The following is a 17087-nucleotide window of genomic DNA, read 5'->3' as shown; positions in this document are numbered from 1 at the left end:
GCCCGCCGGGCAGGTCAGGGAGCTGTCTCGCCAGCTCCCCGACACCCCTAGGCGACCCCAACAGCGCGGCGAAACCCCGTCTTCCAAGCCATCTCCGGGGAGCTGCCGGAACTAGCGGGGCGCTACCGTCGCCCCGCGTCGAACAGCCGGCAGCTTAAAATCCCGGAGATGGCTTGCAAGCCGGCTTGCGCTGATGGGGAAGGGCGAGTCGGTTCGGTTCCACGCGATTGGTAGAGGGTACGCCACATGGGGTTCAAGGCAAATTCAAGAGGCAAAGCCAGGTAAGGCTATGGATGGTGGAATGCGGGGAAAGGCCGGGCTTCCTCCCTACAAGAGGTTGAGCGTGAGTGACGCGCCCCTTCCCCTTTCAGCACGCGCCGGCAAAAAAGCGCTGGGCAAGGTTTTAAGCCGCCGCTTGTTCGACGCCGCGCGACGGTAGCGCGTACTGCTGAGCGAATCAAAGATTCGCACGCATGTAGTTTCGGCGGCTCCTGGCCCAGCGGTTTTTTGTCGGGGTTTCGCGGGCTGCAGGGGCGGCCCGGGGTCGTGAGGGGGCTGGCCGCGCGGCCCCCTCACCCGTTTGCCGGGCGGAACCGGCATCTAAATCATTATCCGCGGAGCGGATTCAAGAGCGTGAGAAGGTATTAGTTTTAATTTTGAGGGTAAACTAAGCGAGTAATTGGCTTGCGGCCTGCGGTATATATACGTATGAATATGCGTCGGCCTCGTAAGGATGTCGCTCCCCAGTCAAAGTGGCTAATGTCAGAAAATGTTAATGTGTGTGAGGAGTTTGCTTTTATTTCTATATCGTTGAAATCATATTCAGGACTGGCCATGGGTGTGTAATGACGAGTTGGCCATTTTCCCGAAACATAAATCAAGCTCCAATGTGTCAGAGTGATTGATTTGGGAGACAAGTTGCGAATGGTAATGTCGTTGCCAATGTGAGGTAAACTTCTGAAGTTATAAGATATTTCAATGCGAAACCTATCTCTCCACATTTCATATAACTTAATAATGGCTGAGGCTGATACTGAAATGGTCAAGAAGGATACTCCAATTTGGATGGAGGATGGCATAGGGTTGATTGGGTAGCGATTTACCTTCATTACAGCAAAAATAGGATATGGGACGCCTGAAGCAAAGGAAAAAGGCCAACTCCGAGGTGGCCTTTTGTTGAGTGCGTTATGAAAGTCGTTGAGCCTACGCGCTCAACTCCTTCAACACCTCCTTCACCTTCACGATCCGCTGCGCCACCTCCGGCAGCGCCTGCTCCACCCGCAACTTGTCCTGCCCGGCCAGGCGGTAATTCTTCTTGCTCTGGATCAGCATGATGATCTTCACCGGATCGATCGGCGGATTCTTGATGAAGGCGATCTGCACCGCCACCTCGCTGGCGTCCAGCTTTTGCACGCCCAGCTCCTTGGCCACCAGGCGCAGGCGGTGGCTTTCGATCAGCGTCTTCACGCTCTGCGGCGGCAGGCCGAAGCGGTCGATCAGCTCTTCGTGGATGCCGTCGATCTCGGCCTCGGTCTCGCAGCTGGCCAGGCGCTTGTAGATCAGCAGCCGTTCGTGCACGTCCGGGCAGTAAGCGTCCGGCAGCAGCGCCGGGCTGTGCAGATTGATCTCGGTGGTGACGCCCAGGGGGGCGTCCAGGTCGGGCGCGCGGCCCTTTTTCAGGTCGCGCACCGCCTGTTTCAGCATTTCGGTGAACAGGCTGAAACCCACTTCCTGCATCTCGCCGGACTGGCCTTCGCCCAGCACTTCGCCGGCGCCGCGGATTTCCAGGTCGTGCATCGCCAAATAAAAGCCCGCGCCCAGCTCGCCGGACAGCTGGATCGCCTCCAGCCGCTTCTGCGCGTCGCGGGTCATGCCGTCCGGCGTCAGCAGGTAGGCGTAGGCCTGGTGGTGGGAGCGGCCGACGCGGCCGCGCAGCTGGTGCAGCTGAGCCAGGCCGAACTTGTCGGCACGGTTGATCAGGATGGTGTTGGCGTTGGGGATGTCGATGCCGGTTTCGATGATGGTGGAGCACAGCAGCAGATTGAAGCGCTGCTGCAGGAAGTCGCGCATCACCTGTTCCAGCTCGCGCTCGCGCAACTGGCCGTGGGCGACGCCGATGCGCGCCTCCGGGATCAGCTCGGCCAGCTTTTCCCGCATGTTTTCGATGGTGTCGACTTCGTTGTGCAGGAAGAACACCTGGCCGCCGCGCTTCAGCTCGCGCAGCACCGCCTCGCGGATCACGCCGTTGGAGAGCGGGCTGACGAAGGTTTTCACCGCCAGCCGGCGGCTGGGGGCGGTGGTGATGGCGGAAAAGTCGCGCAGGCCTTCCAGCGCCATCGACAGCGTGCGCGGGATCGGCGTGGCGGTCAGCGTCAGTACGTCGACATTAGCGCGCAGCCGTTTCAGCTGCTCTTTCTGGCGCACGCCGAAGCGGTGTTCCTCGTCGATGATGACCAGGCCCAGATTCTTGAATTCGATATCCGGCTGCACCAGCTTGTGGGTGCCGATGACGATGTCGACGCTGCCGTCGGCCAGGCCGGCCAGCGCGGCCTTGGTTTCCTTGCCGCTACGGAAGCGCGACAGCTCGGCGATGCGCACCGGCCAGTCGGCGAAGCGGTCGGAGAAGTTCTGGAAGTGCTGTTCGGCCAACAGCGTGGTGGGCACCAGCACCGCCACCTGTTTGCCGCCCATCACCGCGACGAAGGCGGCGCGCAGCGCGACTTCGGTCTTGCCGAAGCCGACGTCGCCGCAAACCAGCCTATCCATCGGCTTGCCGGAGCACATGTCCTGGATCACCGCCTCGATGGCGCCGGCCTGGTCGGGGGTTTCCTCGAAGCCGAAGCCGGCGGCGAAGGCGGCGTAGTCGGCGTGGGACAGCTGGAAGCTGTGGCCCTCGCGCGCCGCGCGCTGCGCGTACAGGTTGAGCAGCTCGGCCGCGGTGTCGCGCGCTTTTTCCGCCGCGCGCTTCTTGGCCTTTTCCCAGGCCGGGTTGCCCAGCCGGTGCAACTGGATGTCGTCGGTGGCGCCGCCGGCGTAGCGCGAGATCAGTTGCAGCTGCGATACCGGCACGTACAGCGTGGCGCCGTCGGCGTACTCCAGCTGCATCAGTTCGGTTTCGCCTTCGCCCAGGTCCATGGTCACCAGGCCGACGTAGCGGCCGATGCCGTGCGCCTCGTGCACCACCGGGTCGCCGGCTTTCACCTCGGCCAGGTCGCGCAGCATCGCGTCGGAGCCGGCGCGGTTGGCCTTGCGGCGGGTGTGGCTGCGCGCCACGTGCTGGTACAGCTCGCTTTCGGTCACCACCGCGATGCCCTGCTCGGGCAGGGCGAAGCCGGAATAGAGCGGGGCGACGGCCAGCGCCAGCGCGGCTTTGCCGCCGGCGAAGTCGGCCCAGTTGTCGACCGGCGTCGGTTTGATGCCGTTGTCGGCCAGGAAGGCCAGCATGGTTTCGCGCCGGCCCAGGCTTTCCGCCGCCAGCAGGATGCGGCGTCCGCCCTGGGCGATATAGCCTTGCAGCCGGTGCAGGGGGGCGTCGGCGCGGCGGTCCACCGCCAGGTCGGGCAGGGCGAGGCCGGGGGCGGCTTCGTCGGCGGACAGTTCGATGCGGGCGTAGGGCTTGAGCCTGGCCATCAATTCGTCCGGGCGCAGGAAGATGTCGGCCGGCGGCAGGATGGGGCGTTCCAGATCGCCGCGCGCCATGTCGTAACGACCTTGGGCGTCGCGCCAGAAGGTTTCGGCCGCGTCCTGCACGTCGTGGTGCAGCACCAGCAGCGCGTCCTCGCCCAGGTAGTCGAACAGGGTGGCGGTTTCGTCGAAGAACAGCGGCAGGAAGTATTCGATGCCGGCCGGCCACAGGCCCTGCGACACGTCCTTGTAGACGCGGCTCTTGCTCGGGTCGCCTTCCATCTTTTCGCGGTAGCGCTGGCGGAAGGCGGTGACGCCGCTTTCGTCGGCCGGGTACTCGCGCGCCGGCAGCAGGCGGATTTCCGGCACCGGGTACAGCGTGCGCTGGGTGTCGGGGTCGAAGGTTTTCAGGCTGTCGATCTCGGCGTCGAACAGGTCGATCCGGTACGGCAGCGGCGAGCCCATCGGGTAGAGGTCGATCAGGCTGCCGCGCACCGAGAACTCGCCCGGCGCCATCACCTGGGTGACGTGCTGGTAGCCGGCGGTGACCATGTCGCCGCGCAGCTTTTCCACGTCCAGCTGCTGGCCGGCCTTGAGGAAGAAGGTGCGGCCCAGCAGGTAGCTCACCGGCGCCAGCCGCCCCAGCGCGGTGGACACCGGCGCGATCACCACCTGGCATTCGCGCTGGCGGATCTGCCACAAGGTCGCCAGCCGTTCGCTGACCAGTTCGCCGTGCGGCGAGAAATGGTCGTAGGGCAGGGTTTCCCAGTCGGGGAACAGCGCGATGGAGAGTTCCGGCGCGAAGAAGGGCAGCTCGGCCTGCAGCCGCTGCGCGGACTGGGCGTCGGCGGTGAGGATCAGCAGCGGCTGGCGTTGGCGCGCCAGCGCGGCGACGGTCTGGCTGTCCAGCCCGTCCGGCAGGCGAACGCAGCGGGTTTTCTGGCCGCGGGGCGGAATGATCGGGAGCGTATCCAACTTGATCTGGCTTCTACGAGGTTGAGCTTGCCGCGATTATAACAGTCCGCCGGCCATGCCCATGGGCTTTACCTGCGATCGGAAGCTGGCGGGCGGCGGGAATCCCGGCTATCGTATGCGTTTGGCTCAAGCTCGCTGTATTTTGGCATGAAGAAATACAAAGTGTAATGCCATTGTGGTATCAAAAATAAGAATGTATCCATGGCGGCCGCCCGCGCGGCGGCGGCGGTGGAGCGGCGATCGGCAAGATCCGGCATACCGGACGACAAGAAATAGAAGGATGGAGCGTGAGAGCCACACCTTGGGTGGAGGAGTTGCTGGTTTTCCTGGGGTTTGCCGCCTGCCTGGCCCTGTGGCCGCGCAGTCCGCAGGCCGTGTTGTCTTTGGCCAGCTTCGCGCCGCACGGCCTGTTCTGCTGGCAGCTGCTGGCCCGCGGCGCGCGGCGCAGCTGGTGGTGGCCGCTGGCGGCGGCGCTGATCGCCAGCGAGGCGGCTTCGCCGCTGTGGGCGCTGGCGCTGGCCGGCTCGCTGTTTCTGATTCTGCCGGGTTTGCGCCTGGGCGGCTTGCTGCGCGCGCGCGCGCGGCCGGCCACGCCCGGCGAGCTGAGGCATCTGCTGCTGACGCTGATAGCGTACCCGGCTTTGCTGGTGGCGTTGCTGCTGGGCGCCGGCGCGTGGCTGGCGGGCGGGCAGCGGCTGCCGCCCTGGTCGTGGACCTGGCAGTGCTGGGCGGCGGCGAGTTCGGCGCTGTTCCTGTGTGCGCCGCTGGCCTGGCCGCCGCGGCAACGCTTGGTCCTGCCGCTGCGCATCGAGCTGGCGCTGATCCTGGCGTTGGTGGCGGGCGGCGCCATGCTGTTGCTGTCCAGCCAGGCGGCCTTGAACATTCCCAGCCAGCTGCTGTTTTTCCCCCTCATCCTGTGGGCGGCCTGCCGCACCGGCCTGGGCGGCGCCGCGCTGACCGCAGGCATGGTGACGCTGGCCTTGTCGCTGGCGGCGCTGTCGTCGGACTGGCCGCTGCATCCGGGCATGGGCAACGCCTCCACCGATCTGCTGTTGGCGCTGGCGCTGAACGTGTCCGGCCTCCTGGTGGCGATCCTGATGGACGGCCACCGCGCGGATGAAGAGACGCTGCGCACCTTCCGGGCGCGGATCGAGTCGCTGGTCAACAACAGCCCCACCATGATGTCGTTGAAGGACATGGAGGGCCGCTACTTGCTGGTGAACGCCGCCTATGCGCGCCGGGTGGGCGTGTCGGCGCAGTCGCTGCTGGGCCGGCGCCCGGAGGACGTGTTCGACCGCGCCGACGCCGCCCAGATCCGCGAGCAGGACCAGCAGGTGCTCAACTTGCTGGCGCCGCGCCAGTTCGAGGAGCATTTCAGCCTGAACGGCCTGGAAACCTATCTGCTGGCCTCCAAGTTTCCGCTGTTCGACGCCGCCGGCCGTCCGGCCGGCGTGGGCAGCGTCGATACCGACATCACGCTGAGCAAGCGCGAACAGAAAGCCAAGCGCGAAGCCGAGGAGCGCTATCTGGCGCTGGTGGAGCAGTCGCTGGTGGGCATCTACATCCTGCAGGACGAGCGGCTGGTCTACGTCAATCCCAAGCTGGCCGACATCCTCGGCTACGAGCAGGAGCAGATGACGGGCATGACCATGGGCCAGGTGCTGGCGCCGGGAGAGGCCAACCGGCTGCGCCAGCAGGTGCTGCGCCGCTTCCGCGACAATATCGCGGTGATGCACTACTCCACCCGGGCGCTGCGCCGGGACGGCGTGCTGGTGGACATGGAGGTGCACAGCCGCCTGTTCGAGCTGGAGGGGCGCAAGGCCATCATCGGCGTGGTGATGGACATTTCCGAGCGCCTGCTGGCCGACACCAACCTCAGGCTGGCGGCCAAGGTGTTCGAAAACTCGGCCGAAGGCATCCTGATCCTGGATGCGGCGGCGCGCATCATCGCCGTCAACGACGCCTTCACCCGCATCACCGGCTATGCCGAGGAGGAGACGCTGGGCCGGGCTTCGCGCATTTTCAGCCTGGGCCAGCGCGAACGCGAGGCGATGCAGGAGGCCCTGGCCACGCTGGGCCACTGGCAGGGCGAGATGCAGGACCGGCGCAAGAACGGCGAATGGTATCCGGCGGAGCTGTCGATCTCGGCGCTGCGCGATGAAGATGGCCAACTGTCCAATTACGTGGCGGTGTTTTCCGACATCACCCAGCGCAAGGAGGCGGAGGAGCGGCTGCAGTTCCTGGCCAACCACGACCCGCTGACGCGGCTGCCCAACCGAAGCAGCCTCACCGCCAGGCTGGACGAGGCGCTGGCGCAGATGGCCAGCCAAGGCGGCCAGCTGGCGGTGATGTTCATCGACCTGGACCGCTTCAAGCTGATCAACGACTCCTTCGGCCACCAAGCCGGCGACCAGCTGCTGTGCGAGATCGCGCTGCGGCTGTCGCGGGTGGTGGGCGAGCGCGGCCTGCTGGCGCGGCTGGGCGGCGACGAGTTCACGCTGTTGATGAGCGGCTTCGACAAGCACAAGCAGCTGGCCGAGATGGCCGGCGACATCCTGGCCGAATTGGGGCGGCCGCTGAGCCTGGAAGCGCACGAGGTGTTCATCACCGGCAGCATAGGCATCAGCGTGTTCCCGCACGACGGCCAGGACGCGCGCACGCTGCTGAAGAACGCCGACGTGGCGATGTACCGCGCCAAGGATTCCGGCAAGAACACCTATCAGTTCTTCGACATCGGCATGAACACCCAGACCTTCGAGCGCCTGCTGCTGGAAAACGGCCTGCGCATGGCGCTGGAGCGCGGCGAGTTCGAGCTGCACTTCCAGCCGCAGTTGGGCGCCGGCAGCCGCCGGCTGGAGGGCGCCGAGGCCTTGATCCGCTGGCGCCATCCGCAGCTGGGCCTGGTGCCGCCGGTGCGCTTCATCGCGCTGGCCGAGGAAACCGGCCTGATCAAGCCGATAGGCGACTGGGTGCTGCACGAGGCCTGCCGCCAGCTGGCAGCCTGGGACCGAGAAGGCGTGCGGGTGCCCAGGCTGGCGGTGAACCTGTCGCCGCGCCAGTTCGGCCAACCCTCCTTGCCGGCCAAGGTGGCCGGCGCGCTGCAGGCGGCGGGCCTGGCGGCGGAGCGGCTGGAGCTGGAAATCACCGAGAGCATGATCATGCAAAGCCCGACCGAGGCGGTCAGCCTGCTGTCGGAACTGAAGGCGCTGGGGGTGTGGCTGTCCATCGACGACTTCGGCACCGGCTACTCGTCGCTGTCGCACCTGAAGCGTTTCCCGCTGGACACGCTGAAAATAGACCAGTCCTTCGTCGACGGCCTGCCGGCGGACGAGGACAACGCCGCCATCGCCGAGGCGATACTGGCGATGGCCAAGAAGCTGAAATTCCACGTCGTCGCCGAAGGGGTGGAAAACGAGGAGCAGGCGGCATTTTTGCAGAACAAGGGCTGCCACACGCTGCAGGGCTATCATTTCAGCCGGCCGCTGCCGGCGCAGGAGTTCGCGGCGCTGGCCGCCGGCTGGCAGCTGCGCGACCAGGCGGCCGGCATTCCGGCGTGAGGCTGGGCCTGGGCCCGGCTTGGCGCTAGAATGGCGGGATTCTGAATCGAGACCCCGCCATGAGCAACAAACGCCTGATACACGGCTTCCACGCCATCAACGCCCGCCTGTGGCAGAACCCGAAGAGCCTGCTGGAAATCTGGCTGGCCGGCGGCCGCCACGACGCCCGCGCCAAGGCGGTGCTGGACAAGGCCGGCGAGGAAAAGATCAAGCTGCACATCGTCGACAAGGAACGCCTGGACAGCATGAGCGGCAACGCCCGCCACCAAGGCGTGGTGGCGATGATAGACGCCAGCATGAACTACGTGGACCTGGACGACGTGCTGGAAAACCTGTCCGAGCCGCCGCTCTTGCTGATCCTGGACGGCGTCACCGACCCGCATAATCTGGGCGCCTGCCTGCGGGTGGCCGACGCGATGGGCGCGCACGCCGTCATCGCGCCGAAGGACCGCTCCGCCACGCTGAACGCCACCGTCTCCAAGGTGGCCTGCGGCGCGGCCGAGGTGGTGCCTTACATCACCGTCACCAATCTGGCGCGCACGCTGCGCGAGCTGAAGGACCATGGGGTGTGGATCGCCGGCACCACGATGGAAGCCGATACCGACCTCTACCATTTCGAAGCCGCCGGCCCGCTGGCCTGGGTGATGGGCGCCGAAGGCGAGGGCATGCGCCGACTGACGCGCGAGCACTGCGACGTGTTGGTGTCGATCCCGATGTTCGGCACCGTCGAAAGCCTGAACGTGTCGGTATCGTCCGGCATGGTGCTGGCGGAAAGCCGCCGCCAGCGCGTGGTCAAGGCGCAGGGCTGATTCGATCCGGCGCCTGCCGCCAGGCGATGCCGCTCCCCCGCTTGCGGGCGGGCGGCATTTTTCATTCGGTCGCGGGCTACTCTTGTCCGCCCAGCACATCCCGCGTCAGCGCGAGCCAGGCGCGCGCCGCGTGCGACAGATAGCCGCCGCGCTGCCAGATCAGCGCCAGGTGCCAGTACAGCTTGGGGTCGTACAACGGGATCACGTCGTACTGCTCCGGGTTGAGGCGGCTGACGATGCAACGCGGCAGCAGGGTGATGCCCAGGTTGGCCGCCACCAGCTCGACGATGAAGTCCCAGTGCGCGCTGCGGCCGACGATGTTGAGCGGCTTGCCCAGCTCGCGGAAGGCGTCGCCGATGCGGCGGCTCAGCGTGAAGTCGTCCGGGTACAGCACCAGCGGCTGGTCGGCGATGTCGGTCAGTTGCACCAGCGAGCGGCCATGCCAGCGCGAGCCGGCCGGCGCCACCAGGCACAGCGGGTCGCGCACCACCGAATAATGGTCGAACAGCTGGCTGTCCACCGGCAGCACCGCCACGCCGATTTCCAGGTCGCCGCTCTTGATCCGGCTTTCTATGCCGAGCGCGCCGTCCTCCACCATTTTCAGCTCGATCTGCGGGTAGCGGCGGCGGAAATGGCTGACCACCGGCGCGAAGAACGCCACGCCCACCATGGGCGGCAGGCCCACCACCAGTTCGCCGCTGCTGAGCGAGGCCAGGTCGGCCAGCTCGTGTTTGAGCTGGTTCATCGCCGACAGCACGTCCAGGCCGCGCTCGTAGGTGACGCGGCCGGCATCGGTCAGGCGGAAGCTGCGGCCTTCGCGCAGGATCAGCGGCATGCCCAGCTCCTCCTCCAGCTGCTTCACCATCTTGCTGATGGTGGGCTGGGTGACGAACAGCGCGTCGGCGGCCTTGGTGAAGCTATGGCATTTCACCAGTTCGACAAAATAACGCAGCGCGCGGATGTCCATTTCCATTCCTGTTTGGAATCATGTCGATAATTTTAATTCATTTTTAGAATGCATGCCGGCTGGCTATACTTTCACCAACTCCTAAGTTTTGATGGAAGCCGATCATGGCCAGCCGCTTGTTTCACCGCCTCGCGCCCTTGCTGCAGACTTTCAGCCAGGTGTTGCTGCTGAGCCTGGTGTGGCTGGCGGCCAGCCAGCTGAGCCAGCGCTTTCTGCCGGCGATGCCGGCCGGCGTGCTGGGCATGCTGCTGGTGCTGGCCGGATTGTGGTCTGGCCTGCTACCGCTGAAATGGTTCAAGCACGGCGCGCGCTGGCTGCTGGCGGAGATGCTGCTGTTCTTCATCCCGGCGGTGGTGGCGGTGGTGCAATACCCTCAGCTGGTGCTGAGCTCCGGCCTGCGCATAGTGCTGGTGATCGGCCTGTCCACCATGCTGGTGATGGCGGTGACCTCGCTGGTGGTGGACCGCTGCTACCGGCTGGAACTGATGTTGCGGCGGCGCGGCAGCAATCGCAAGGCGCAGCTGAAGGCGGAAGTCCATGGAGCATGAAATCGCATTGGTCTCGTTCGTACTGACGGTGGTCTTGTACGGACTGGTGAAAAAGTATTACCTGAAAACCCGCAGCTGGTGGAGCACGCCGATTCTGGCGGTGCCGTTGCTGGTGATCGGCCTGGTGGTGCTGGCCCGCGTGCCTTATCCCACCTATTTCGCCGATACCCGCTGGCTGACCTGGCTGCTGGGGCCGGCGACGGTGGCGTTCGCGATACCGATCTACGAGCAGCGCGCCTTGATCCGGAAGCACTGGCTGTCGCTCAGCTGCGGCGTGCTGGTGGCGATTCCGGTGGCGGTGTTCAGCTCGGTGTGGCTGGCGCGCTGGCTGGATCTGTCGGAAATGATGCAGAAAAGCCTGGCGCCGCGTTCGATCAGCACGCCGTTCGCGCTGGCGGCCTCGCACACGCTGGGCGGCTCGGCCGACCTCACCGCCTTGTTCGTGGTGGTGACCGGGGTGTTCGGCATGATGGCCGGGCAGCTCATGCTGGCGGTGTTGCCGGTGCGCTCGGCATTGGCCCGCGGGGCCTTGTTCGGCGCCGCCGCCCATGCGGCGGGCACGGCCAAGGCGGCGGAGCTGGGCGCGGAAGAGGGCGTGGTGGCCAGCCTCACCATGATGCTGGCTGGCGTGGCCACGGTGTTCGCCGCGCCTTTGATCGGATATTGGATTTAACGGTTCTTGTTGTGAGCCGGCCGTCGGTGGGGTGGCGGTCGGTGGGTTTCTCCTCCCCGAAACGAGCGTTGATTAGGGCCGGCCCTTGTGGGGTCGGCCGTTTTTTTTGCCCGCGTGGTCGTAATCGTGGCTGTGGCCGTGATTGTCCTGGCCGAACGGCGTGTGGCAGACGCAGGGCGAGCCTTCGGCGGCCTCCACCAGTGTCTGCAAAATGCCGCAGTCGGCGGCTGGATGGCTTTCGTGGCACTTGTCGCGCAGGGCCAGCAATTGCTGCTCCAGCAGGCGCAGCGCCTCCACTTGCTGGTGCACCTTGACGATCTGCTGATCGATCAGCTGGTTGATGTCCTCGCAATCGTGCTGGTGGTCGGCCTTGAACGCCGCCAGGTTGCGGATGTCGGCCAGCGACATGCCCAGCGAGCGGCAGTGCAGGATGAAGTTCAATTCGCCCAGCTGCTCCGCGGTATAGCAGCGGTAGCCGGAAGCCGAGCGCAGCGGCGCCGACAGCAGTCCCTCGCGTTCGTAATAGCGTATGGTTTCCACTTCGCAGCCGGTCTGGCGCGCTAGTTCCCCGATCAACATGATGCCTCCCGATAGAATCCGCTTGACCCTGTAGTGGCTACAGGGTGTGCAATGTGCCCAGACTATCAATGGAGGCGCATATGTCAAGCGCGACGCGTTACCGCAAGGCTGCACCGCACCAGAACCGCCAGCATGCCCACGGCGGCGATTGCTGCTCGGCCAAGGCCGAAGCCGCGCTGGCTTTGGAACCCAAGACGCATGGCCACGCTGGTGGCGCTTGCGGCCAAGATCATGGCAAGCAAGCGCCTCAGCCCGGCGCGGCGTGTTCCCACGATCACGGCGATTCGCATGATCATGCCCACGACCACGACCACGACCACGACCACGACCACGACCACAAACACGCCGCGGGCTGCTCGCATGGCCATGGTCACGCCGCCCCGGCGCGCGTGCAATTGGGCCAGGGACGCGGCGCCATGCGCTCTCGGCTGCAGATCCAGGCGATGGACTGCCCGACCGAGGCGAAGCTGATCGAAAAGGCGTTGGCCGGCATGGACGGCGTGGTGGCGCTGGAGTTCAACTTCATCGAGCGGGTGTTGCTGCTGCGCCACGACCTGCCGCAACTGGACGAAGTGAAGCGGGCGATCGCCAAGGTGGGCATGCAGGCGATGGAGTTGGAAGCCGACGCCAAGATGCTGGCGCCGCAAGGCCACGGCCGCCGCGCCAACCTGCTGCTGCTGGTATCCGGCCTGAGCGCCGCCGCGGCCGAAGCCGCCGCCTGGAGCCTGGGCGACGGCAAGCCGGTGGTGGCCGCGCTGGCGCTGGCCTCCATTCTGCTGGGCGGCATTCCCACCTTGAAGAAGGGCTGGATCGCGCTGTCCACCCGCACCCTGAACATCCATTTCCTGATGTCGGTCGCCGTGATCGGCGCGATGCTGATCGGCCAGTGGCCGGAAGCGGCGATGGTGTTGTTCCTGTTCGCCATCGCGGAAAGGCTGGAGGCGATGTCGCTGGCCAAGGCCGGCGAGGCGGTGCGCGCGCTGATGGCGCTGGCGCCGGAAACCGCCTGGGTGGCGGCGGCTGGCGGCTGGCGCGAAACGGCGGCCGCCGAAGTGGCGGTTGGCAGCCGGGTGCGGGTGCGCCCGGGCGAGCGGGTGCCGCTGGACGGCCGCATTGCCGACGGCCACAGCAGCTTCAACGAGGCTAGCATCACCGGCGAGAGCCTGCCGGTGGACAAGGGACCCAGGGATGCGGTGTTCGCCGGCAGCATCAACGGCGCGGGGGTGGTGGAAATCGAAACCACGGCGCCGGCGTCCGGCTCGGTGCTGGCGCGCATCATCGCCACCGTGCGCGACGCGCAGGCGTCCAAGGCGCCGACGCAGCGCTTCATCGACCGCTTTGCCGCGGTCTACACCCCGGTGGTGCTGGTCTTGGCAGCGCTGTTCGCCGTCGCCGCGCCGCTGTCGGGGCTGCAGCCCTGGCACCAGGCCATTTACAGCGCGCTGGTGATGCTGGTGATCGCCTGCCCGTGCGCGCTGGTGATCGCCACGCCGGTGACGGTGGTCAGCGCGCTGGCTTCGGCCGCGCGCCACGGCTTGCTGGTGAAAGGCGGCGCGCCGCTGGAGATGGCTGCCCGCATCGACACGGTTTGCCTCGACAAGACCGGCACGCTGACGCAGGGCGAGCCGCGCGTCACCCGGGTGACGGCGCTGGCCGGCCAGGATGAAGACACCGTGCTGGCCTGGGCGGCGGCGCTGGACGGCCATTCCACCCACCCGCTGGCGCGCGCGGTGCTGGATGCCGCCGCGGCGCGCGGCGTGAGCGCGCCGGCCGCCAGCCAGGTGAGCGAGCTGATAGGCCGGGGCGTCAGCGGCTGGGTGGCGGAACGCCATTTGCAACTGGGCAGCCGCCGGCTGGCGGACGAGCAGGGCGCGATGACGCCGCTGCTGGAGCAGACGCTGCAGGCGCTGGACATGGCCGGCGAGGGCGCGCTGGTGTTGCTGGACGGCGGCCAGGCGCTGGGCGTGCTGGCGGTGGCCGACCAGGCGCGGCCGGAAGCCGCGGCCACCCTGGCGCGCCTGAAGCGGATGGGGGTGGAAACGGTGATGCTCAGCGGCGACAGCCCGCAGGTGGCACAAGCGGTGGCCAGGCAAACCGGCATCGGCGCGGCTTACGGCGGCCTGCTGCCGCAGGACAAGTTGCGCCATATCGAGCGGCTGCAGCAGGGCGGCAAGGTGGCTATGGTGGGCGACGGCGTCAACGACGCGCCGGCGCTGGCGCGCGCCGACCTGGGCATCGCGATGGGAGCGGCCGGTTCGGACAGCGCGCTGGAAACCGCCGGCGTGGCGCTGATGGACGACAAGCTGTCGCGGCTGGCCGACCTGATCGCCCACGCCCGCCGCACCGCGCGGGTGCTGAAGGCCAATATCGCGGTCGCGCTGGGCATCAAGCTGCTGTTCTTCGGCCTGGCGCTGGCCGGGGTGGCCAGCCTGTGGATGGCGGTGTTCGCCGACGTCGGCACCAGCCTGATCGTGATCGCCAACGGCCTCAGGCTGGCGCGCCGGGTTCAGGCGTAAGTGTCGATATTGCCGCCCTTGGCCTGCGGGCTGCCGCCCGGGGCGGCGGCTTGCTGGGCTTTCTGCAGCGGGCTGAGATGCTGATTGCCGTTCTGCTGCAGCAGCAGCTGCGTCCGCGCTTGCTGTTCCATCTGCGAGGCTTCGGCCGCCACCGCGCGGTCCTGGCCTGAGGGGTCGGACGGCGCCAGCGCGGCGGCCCGCACCGTTTGGGCGTTCTGTATGGTTTCCTGAGGCGTGTTGCCCTGGCTCAGGCGGATCGGCACTTCGCCGCCTATCGCGTACTGTTTGCCGTCGGGGCCTTGTTGGTAGGTGAAGCTGGCCGCGCCGGCCAGCGCGCCGCCGGCGGCCTGGTGGGCGGCCTCATGGCGGCGCACGTCGGTATCGCGCGCCTTCAGGTCTTCCACTTCTTTCTGTTGCGCATCGTTCAGCGGCTTGCCGTCCGGCGCCTTCGGCGCGGCTGGATTGGCTTGCTGGGCGTTTTTCGCGTTGCCGGAGCCATTCTGGCCGGAGGCGTCCGCGCCTGCCTGGCCCCCGGCGGCGGGCGCCGCGGCATTGGCGGTTTGGGCGGGAGAGGAGGGCGCGGAGGCAACGGCGGCGGCCTGCGAGCGCAGGGCTTGGCAGGCGGGGCATTGGCAATTGGCGCCATGCATGCTGATTCCGTAGCTGGAAGAGCCGCCGGCTACACTGGAAATGGACATGAAACGCGTTCCTTCTGTCGTTTCAGTATAGAAGCGCCTGCCCGCTATTCCAATCGGCGTGGCAGAATGTCCGCTTGTACACAGCGGGAGCAGACCATGAATGAACAGGCCCAGGGGCAAAGAGAACTGGTGATGTCGGTGTTGATGACGCCGGACATGGCCAATTTTTCCGGCAACGTGCACGGCGGCGTGCTGCTGAAGCTGCTGGACCAGGTGGCCTATGCTTGCGCCAGCCGCTACGCCGGCCGTTATGTGGTGACGCTGTCGGTGGACCAGGTGCTGTTCAAGCAGGCCATCCATGTCGGCGAACTGGTGACTTTTCTCGCCAGCGTCAACCATGTCGGCCGCACCTCGATGGAGGTGGGCATCAAGGTGGTGGCGGAAAACATCCAGCAGCGCAGCCAGCGCCATACCAACAGCTGCTATTTCACCATGGTGGCGTTCGAGGACGGCAAGGCGGTGGCGGTGCCGCCGCTGGCGCTGGACACGCCGGACCAGCAGCGCCGTTTCCGCGGCGCGGAGATGCGCAAGCAGCTGCGCATCGAGATGCAGCAGCGCAAGGACGCCATCGCGTGATCCCGGCGGGCTCCGCCCGCTGTTCCGGCGGCGGCGCCTGCTCTACAATCGCCGTTTGTTTTCCCGCGGCCGATTGCCCCCCATGTATACCCTGATACACCAAGATCCCCGTTTCTACCTGGTCGACAAGCGCGCCGGCGCCAGCTTCCACCGCGAAGGCGAAGAGGACGGCCTGATGGACGCGCTGCGCGCCGGCTTGGGCGACGACGCGCTGTGGCCGGTGCATCGGCTGGACCGCATCACTTCCGGGTTGATCCTGGTGGCGCGCTCCGCCGAGACGGCGCGGCAACTGGGCGAGGCGCTGGCCGGGCGCGAGGTGGAGAAATACTATCTGGCGCTGTCCGACCGCAAGCCGCTGAAGAAGCAGGGCAAGGTGAGCGGCGACATGGCCAAGGGCCGCGGCGGCGCCTGGCGGCTGCTGGCCAGCCAGGACAATCCGGCGGTCACCCAGTTTTTCAGTTATTCGGTGCAGCCGGGGATCCGGCTGTTTTTATTGCGCCCGCGCACCGGCAAGACCCACCAATTGCGGGTGGCGCTGAAGTCGCAGGGGGCGCCCATCTTGGGCGACGCGCTGTACGGCGGCGGCGCGGCCGATCGCGGCTATCTGCACGCCTACGCCTTGCGCTTCGCGCTGGATGGCGAAGCGTTCAGCTTCGTCTGTCCGCCATCGCAGGGCGAGCGTTTCGCCGATCCGGCCTGCCGCGCCTTGCTGGCTGAGCTGGCCGAGCCGTGGACGCTGAGCTGGCCGGGAGCGTGAGGCGGGATCAGGCGGCGGCGACGGCGGCCGGCTGGAAGCGGACGATCTCCACTTTGTGCTGTCGGCAGTGCTCGGCGAAGGCGTCGCCGGAGAGGTAGTCGAATTCGCGGCTGCGGCTGGCGGCGATCGGATCGTCGGCGTCGCTGGCCGGCAGGCCTGGGTGGCACATGATCAGCGCCTGTTCCGGGCTGCGCGCCAGCCAAGCTTGCATCAGGCCGGAGAAGTCCGCTTGCGGGGTCAGCGAATACATGCCGCCGAACCACGGCGTGGTGGCGAAGCCGGCTTCCTGCGCCTGCTCGTCGAAATTGATGCAGACGCTGCGCAGGATCAGCGACTTGAGGCGGTTGTCGCCCGGGTGGCCCAGCTTGTCCGGCGCGCGCAGATAGGGCAGCGGCAGCTGTTGCCAGCGCCGCTGTATCGCGTCGAACAGCGCGTCGCGTATCACCGGCAGCGCGTGCACGTGCTGGTGGCCGTCGACGAAGTCGGGCAGCCGGCCGAAATGCTCGGCGAAGCGGTCGATCTGCGCCAGCGCCTCGTCGCGCAGCGCCGGCAGCGACAACTGGCGCAGCTGGCTCTTCATCAGCCAGTGCGACAGCGGCTTGGCCGGCGCGTCGAAGCTGTGGGTGAGATTGAAGTGCAGGCCTATATCAGCGCGCTGCGAACGGGCCTTGAGGTCGGCCGCCAGCGACGGCCAGTGCGGCGACTGGCTCATCACGCTGGTGGCGGACAGGCGGCCGGCGTCCAGCAATTGCAGGATGCCGGCGCTGATGCTGCCGGACTGGGCGAAGTCGTCGGCGCAGAGTGTCAA

12 protein-coding genes are annotated in these 17087 nt (G+C 66.7%); 7 read left to right on the top strand and 5 right to left on the bottom strand.

Annotated features, from left to right (window positions below):
- Window positions 1–1203: 1203 nt before the first annotated feature.
- Window positions 1204–4599 carry a transcription-repair coupling factor gene (gene mfd / locus U6115_RS18880; protein WP_043580829.1) on the bottom strand — a complete coding sequence of 1132 codons (3396 nt, stop codon included), beginning with the start codon at window positions 4597–4599 and terminating at the stop codon, window positions 1204–1206.
- Between the two features lie 287 nt (window positions 4600–4886).
- Between mfd and U6115_RS18875 the strand changes: the two genes are divergently transcribed.
- Window positions 4887–8156, top strand: a complete 3270-nt coding sequence (locus U6115_RS18875; RefSeq protein ID WP_047244440.1) for a sensor domain-containing protein — start codon at window positions 4887–4889, stop codon at window positions 8154–8156.
- A gap of 59 nt (window positions 8157–8215) precedes the next feature.
- Window positions 8216–8965, top strand: a complete 750-nt coding sequence (rlmB, locus tag U6115_RS18870; protein ID WP_043575725.1) for a 23S rRNA (guanosine(2251)-2'-O)-methyltransferase RlmB — start codon at window positions 8216–8218, stop codon at window positions 8963–8965.
- A 76-nt stretch (window positions 8966–9041) separates the two neighbouring features.
- Here the strand turns inward: rlmB and U6115_RS18865 are convergent, their stop codons facing one another.
- Window positions 9042–9932 (bottom strand): LysR family transcriptional regulator, encoded by an 891-nt coding sequence (locus U6115_RS18865; RefSeq protein ID WP_043575861.1) that lies wholly within the window; start codon window positions 9930–9932, stop codon window positions 9042–9044.
- A gap of 104 nt (window positions 9933–10036) precedes the next feature.
- Between U6115_RS18865 and U6115_RS18860 the strand changes: the two genes are divergently transcribed.
- Window positions 10037–10480, top strand: a complete 444-nt coding sequence (locus U6115_RS18860) for a CidA/LrgA family protein (protein ID WP_043575722.1) — start codon at window positions 10037–10039, stop codon at window positions 10478–10480.
- The gene (locus U6115_RS18855) at window positions 10470–11153 is read left to right on the top strand and encodes an LrgB family protein (RefSeq protein ID WP_043575719.1); all 684 of its coding nucleotides are present in this window, start codon (window positions 10470–10472) and stop codon (window positions 11151–11153) included. The genes U6115_RS18860 and U6115_RS18855 overlap by 11 nt, the downstream gene beginning before the upstream one ends.
- A 72-nt stretch (window positions 11154–11225) precedes the next feature.
- On the opposite strand, the gene U6115_RS18850 is transcribed toward U6115_RS18855, so the two are convergent.
- Window positions 11226–11732, bottom strand: coding sequence for a Cd(II)/Pb(II)-responsive transcriptional regulator (locus tag U6115_RS18850; protein WP_043575717.1), 507 nt, complete (start codon window positions 11730–11732; stop codon window positions 11226–11228).
- 80 nt (window positions 11733–11812) lie between these two features.
- Between U6115_RS18850 and U6115_RS18845 the strand changes: the two genes are divergently transcribed.
- Window positions 11813–14248 (top strand): heavy metal translocating P-type ATPase, encoded by a 2436-nt coding sequence (locus U6115_RS18845; RefSeq protein ID WP_230623374.1) that lies wholly within the window; start codon window positions 11813–11815, stop codon window positions 14246–14248.
- On the opposite strand, the gene U6115_RS18840 is transcribed toward U6115_RS18845, so the two are convergent.
- Window positions 14239–14946 (bottom strand): putative metalloprotease CJM1_0395 family protein, encoded by a 708-nt coding sequence (locus U6115_RS18840; RefSeq protein WP_052258090.1) that lies wholly within the window; start codon window positions 14944–14946, stop codon window positions 14239–14241. The two genes, U6115_RS18845 and U6115_RS18840, sit on opposite strands and share 10 nt — an antisense overlap.
- Window positions 14947–15042: 96 nt before the next feature.
- Between U6115_RS18840 and U6115_RS18835 the strand changes: the two genes are divergently transcribed.
- Window positions 15043–15522, top strand: a complete 480-nt coding sequence (locus U6115_RS18835; protein ID WP_043575715.1) for an acyl-CoA thioesterase — start codon at window positions 15043–15045, stop codon at window positions 15520–15522.
- Between the two features lie 82 nt (window positions 15523–15604).
- Entirely contained in the window at window positions 15605–16279 is a 675-nt protein-coding gene (locus U6115_RS18830; RefSeq protein ID WP_043575713.1) for a TIGR01621 family pseudouridine synthase, read from the top strand.
- Window positions 16280–16286: 7 nt separating this feature from the next.
- On the opposite strand, the gene U6115_RS18825 is transcribed toward U6115_RS18830, so the two are convergent.
- Window positions 16287–17087 (bottom strand): ChbG/HpnK family deacetylase, encoded by an 801-nt coding sequence (locus tag U6115_RS18825; RefSeq protein WP_230623373.1) that lies wholly within the window; start codon window positions 17085–17087, stop codon window positions 16287–16289.

Source organism: Chromobacterium subtsugae, from assembly GCF_035919665.1.
Classification (GTDB): Bacteria; Pseudomonadota; Gammaproteobacteria; order Burkholderiales; family Chromobacteriaceae; genus Chromobacterium; species Chromobacterium subtsugae.
The sequence above is the reverse complement of the archived record's forward strand: the minus strand, read 5'-3'. Positions and strand labels throughout refer to the sequence as shown.

Bases quoted from the DNA above. Each gene is read 5' to 3' on its own strand.
- rlmB (WP_043575725.1), top strand. From the start codon at position 8,216: ATGAGCAACAAACGCCTGATACACGGCTTCCACGCCATCAACGCCCGC.
- U6115_RS18840 (WP_052258090.1), bottom strand. From the start codon at position 14,946: ATGTCCATTTCCAGTGTAGCCGGCGGCTCTTCCAGCTACGGAATCAGC.
- U6115_RS18845 (WP_230623374.1), top strand. From the start codon at position 11,813: ATGTCAAGCGCGACGCGTTACCGCAAGGCTGCACCGCACCAGAACCGC.
- U6115_RS18860 (WP_043575722.1), top strand. From the start codon at position 10,037: ATGGCCAGCCGCTTGTTTCACCGCCTCGCGCCCTTGCTGCAGACTTTC.
- U6115_RS18865 (WP_043575861.1), bottom strand. From the start codon at position 9,932: ATGGACATCCGCGCGCTGCGTTATTTTGTCGAACTGGTGAAATGCCAT.
- U6115_RS18835 (WP_043575715.1), top strand. From the start codon at position 15,043: ATGAATGAACAGGCCCAGGGGCAAAGAGAACTGGTGATGTCGGTGTTG.
- U6115_RS18855 (WP_043575719.1), top strand. From the start codon at position 10,470: ATGGAGCATGAAATCGCATTGGTCTCGTTCGTACTGACGGTGGTCTTG.
- U6115_RS18850 (WP_043575717.1), bottom strand. From the start codon at position 11,732: ATGTTGATCGGGGAACTAGCGCGCCAGACCGGCTGCGAAGTGGAAACC.
- U6115_RS18830 (WP_043575713.1), top strand. From the start codon at position 15,605: ATGTATACCCTGATACACCAAGATCCCCGTTTCTACCTGGTCGACAAG.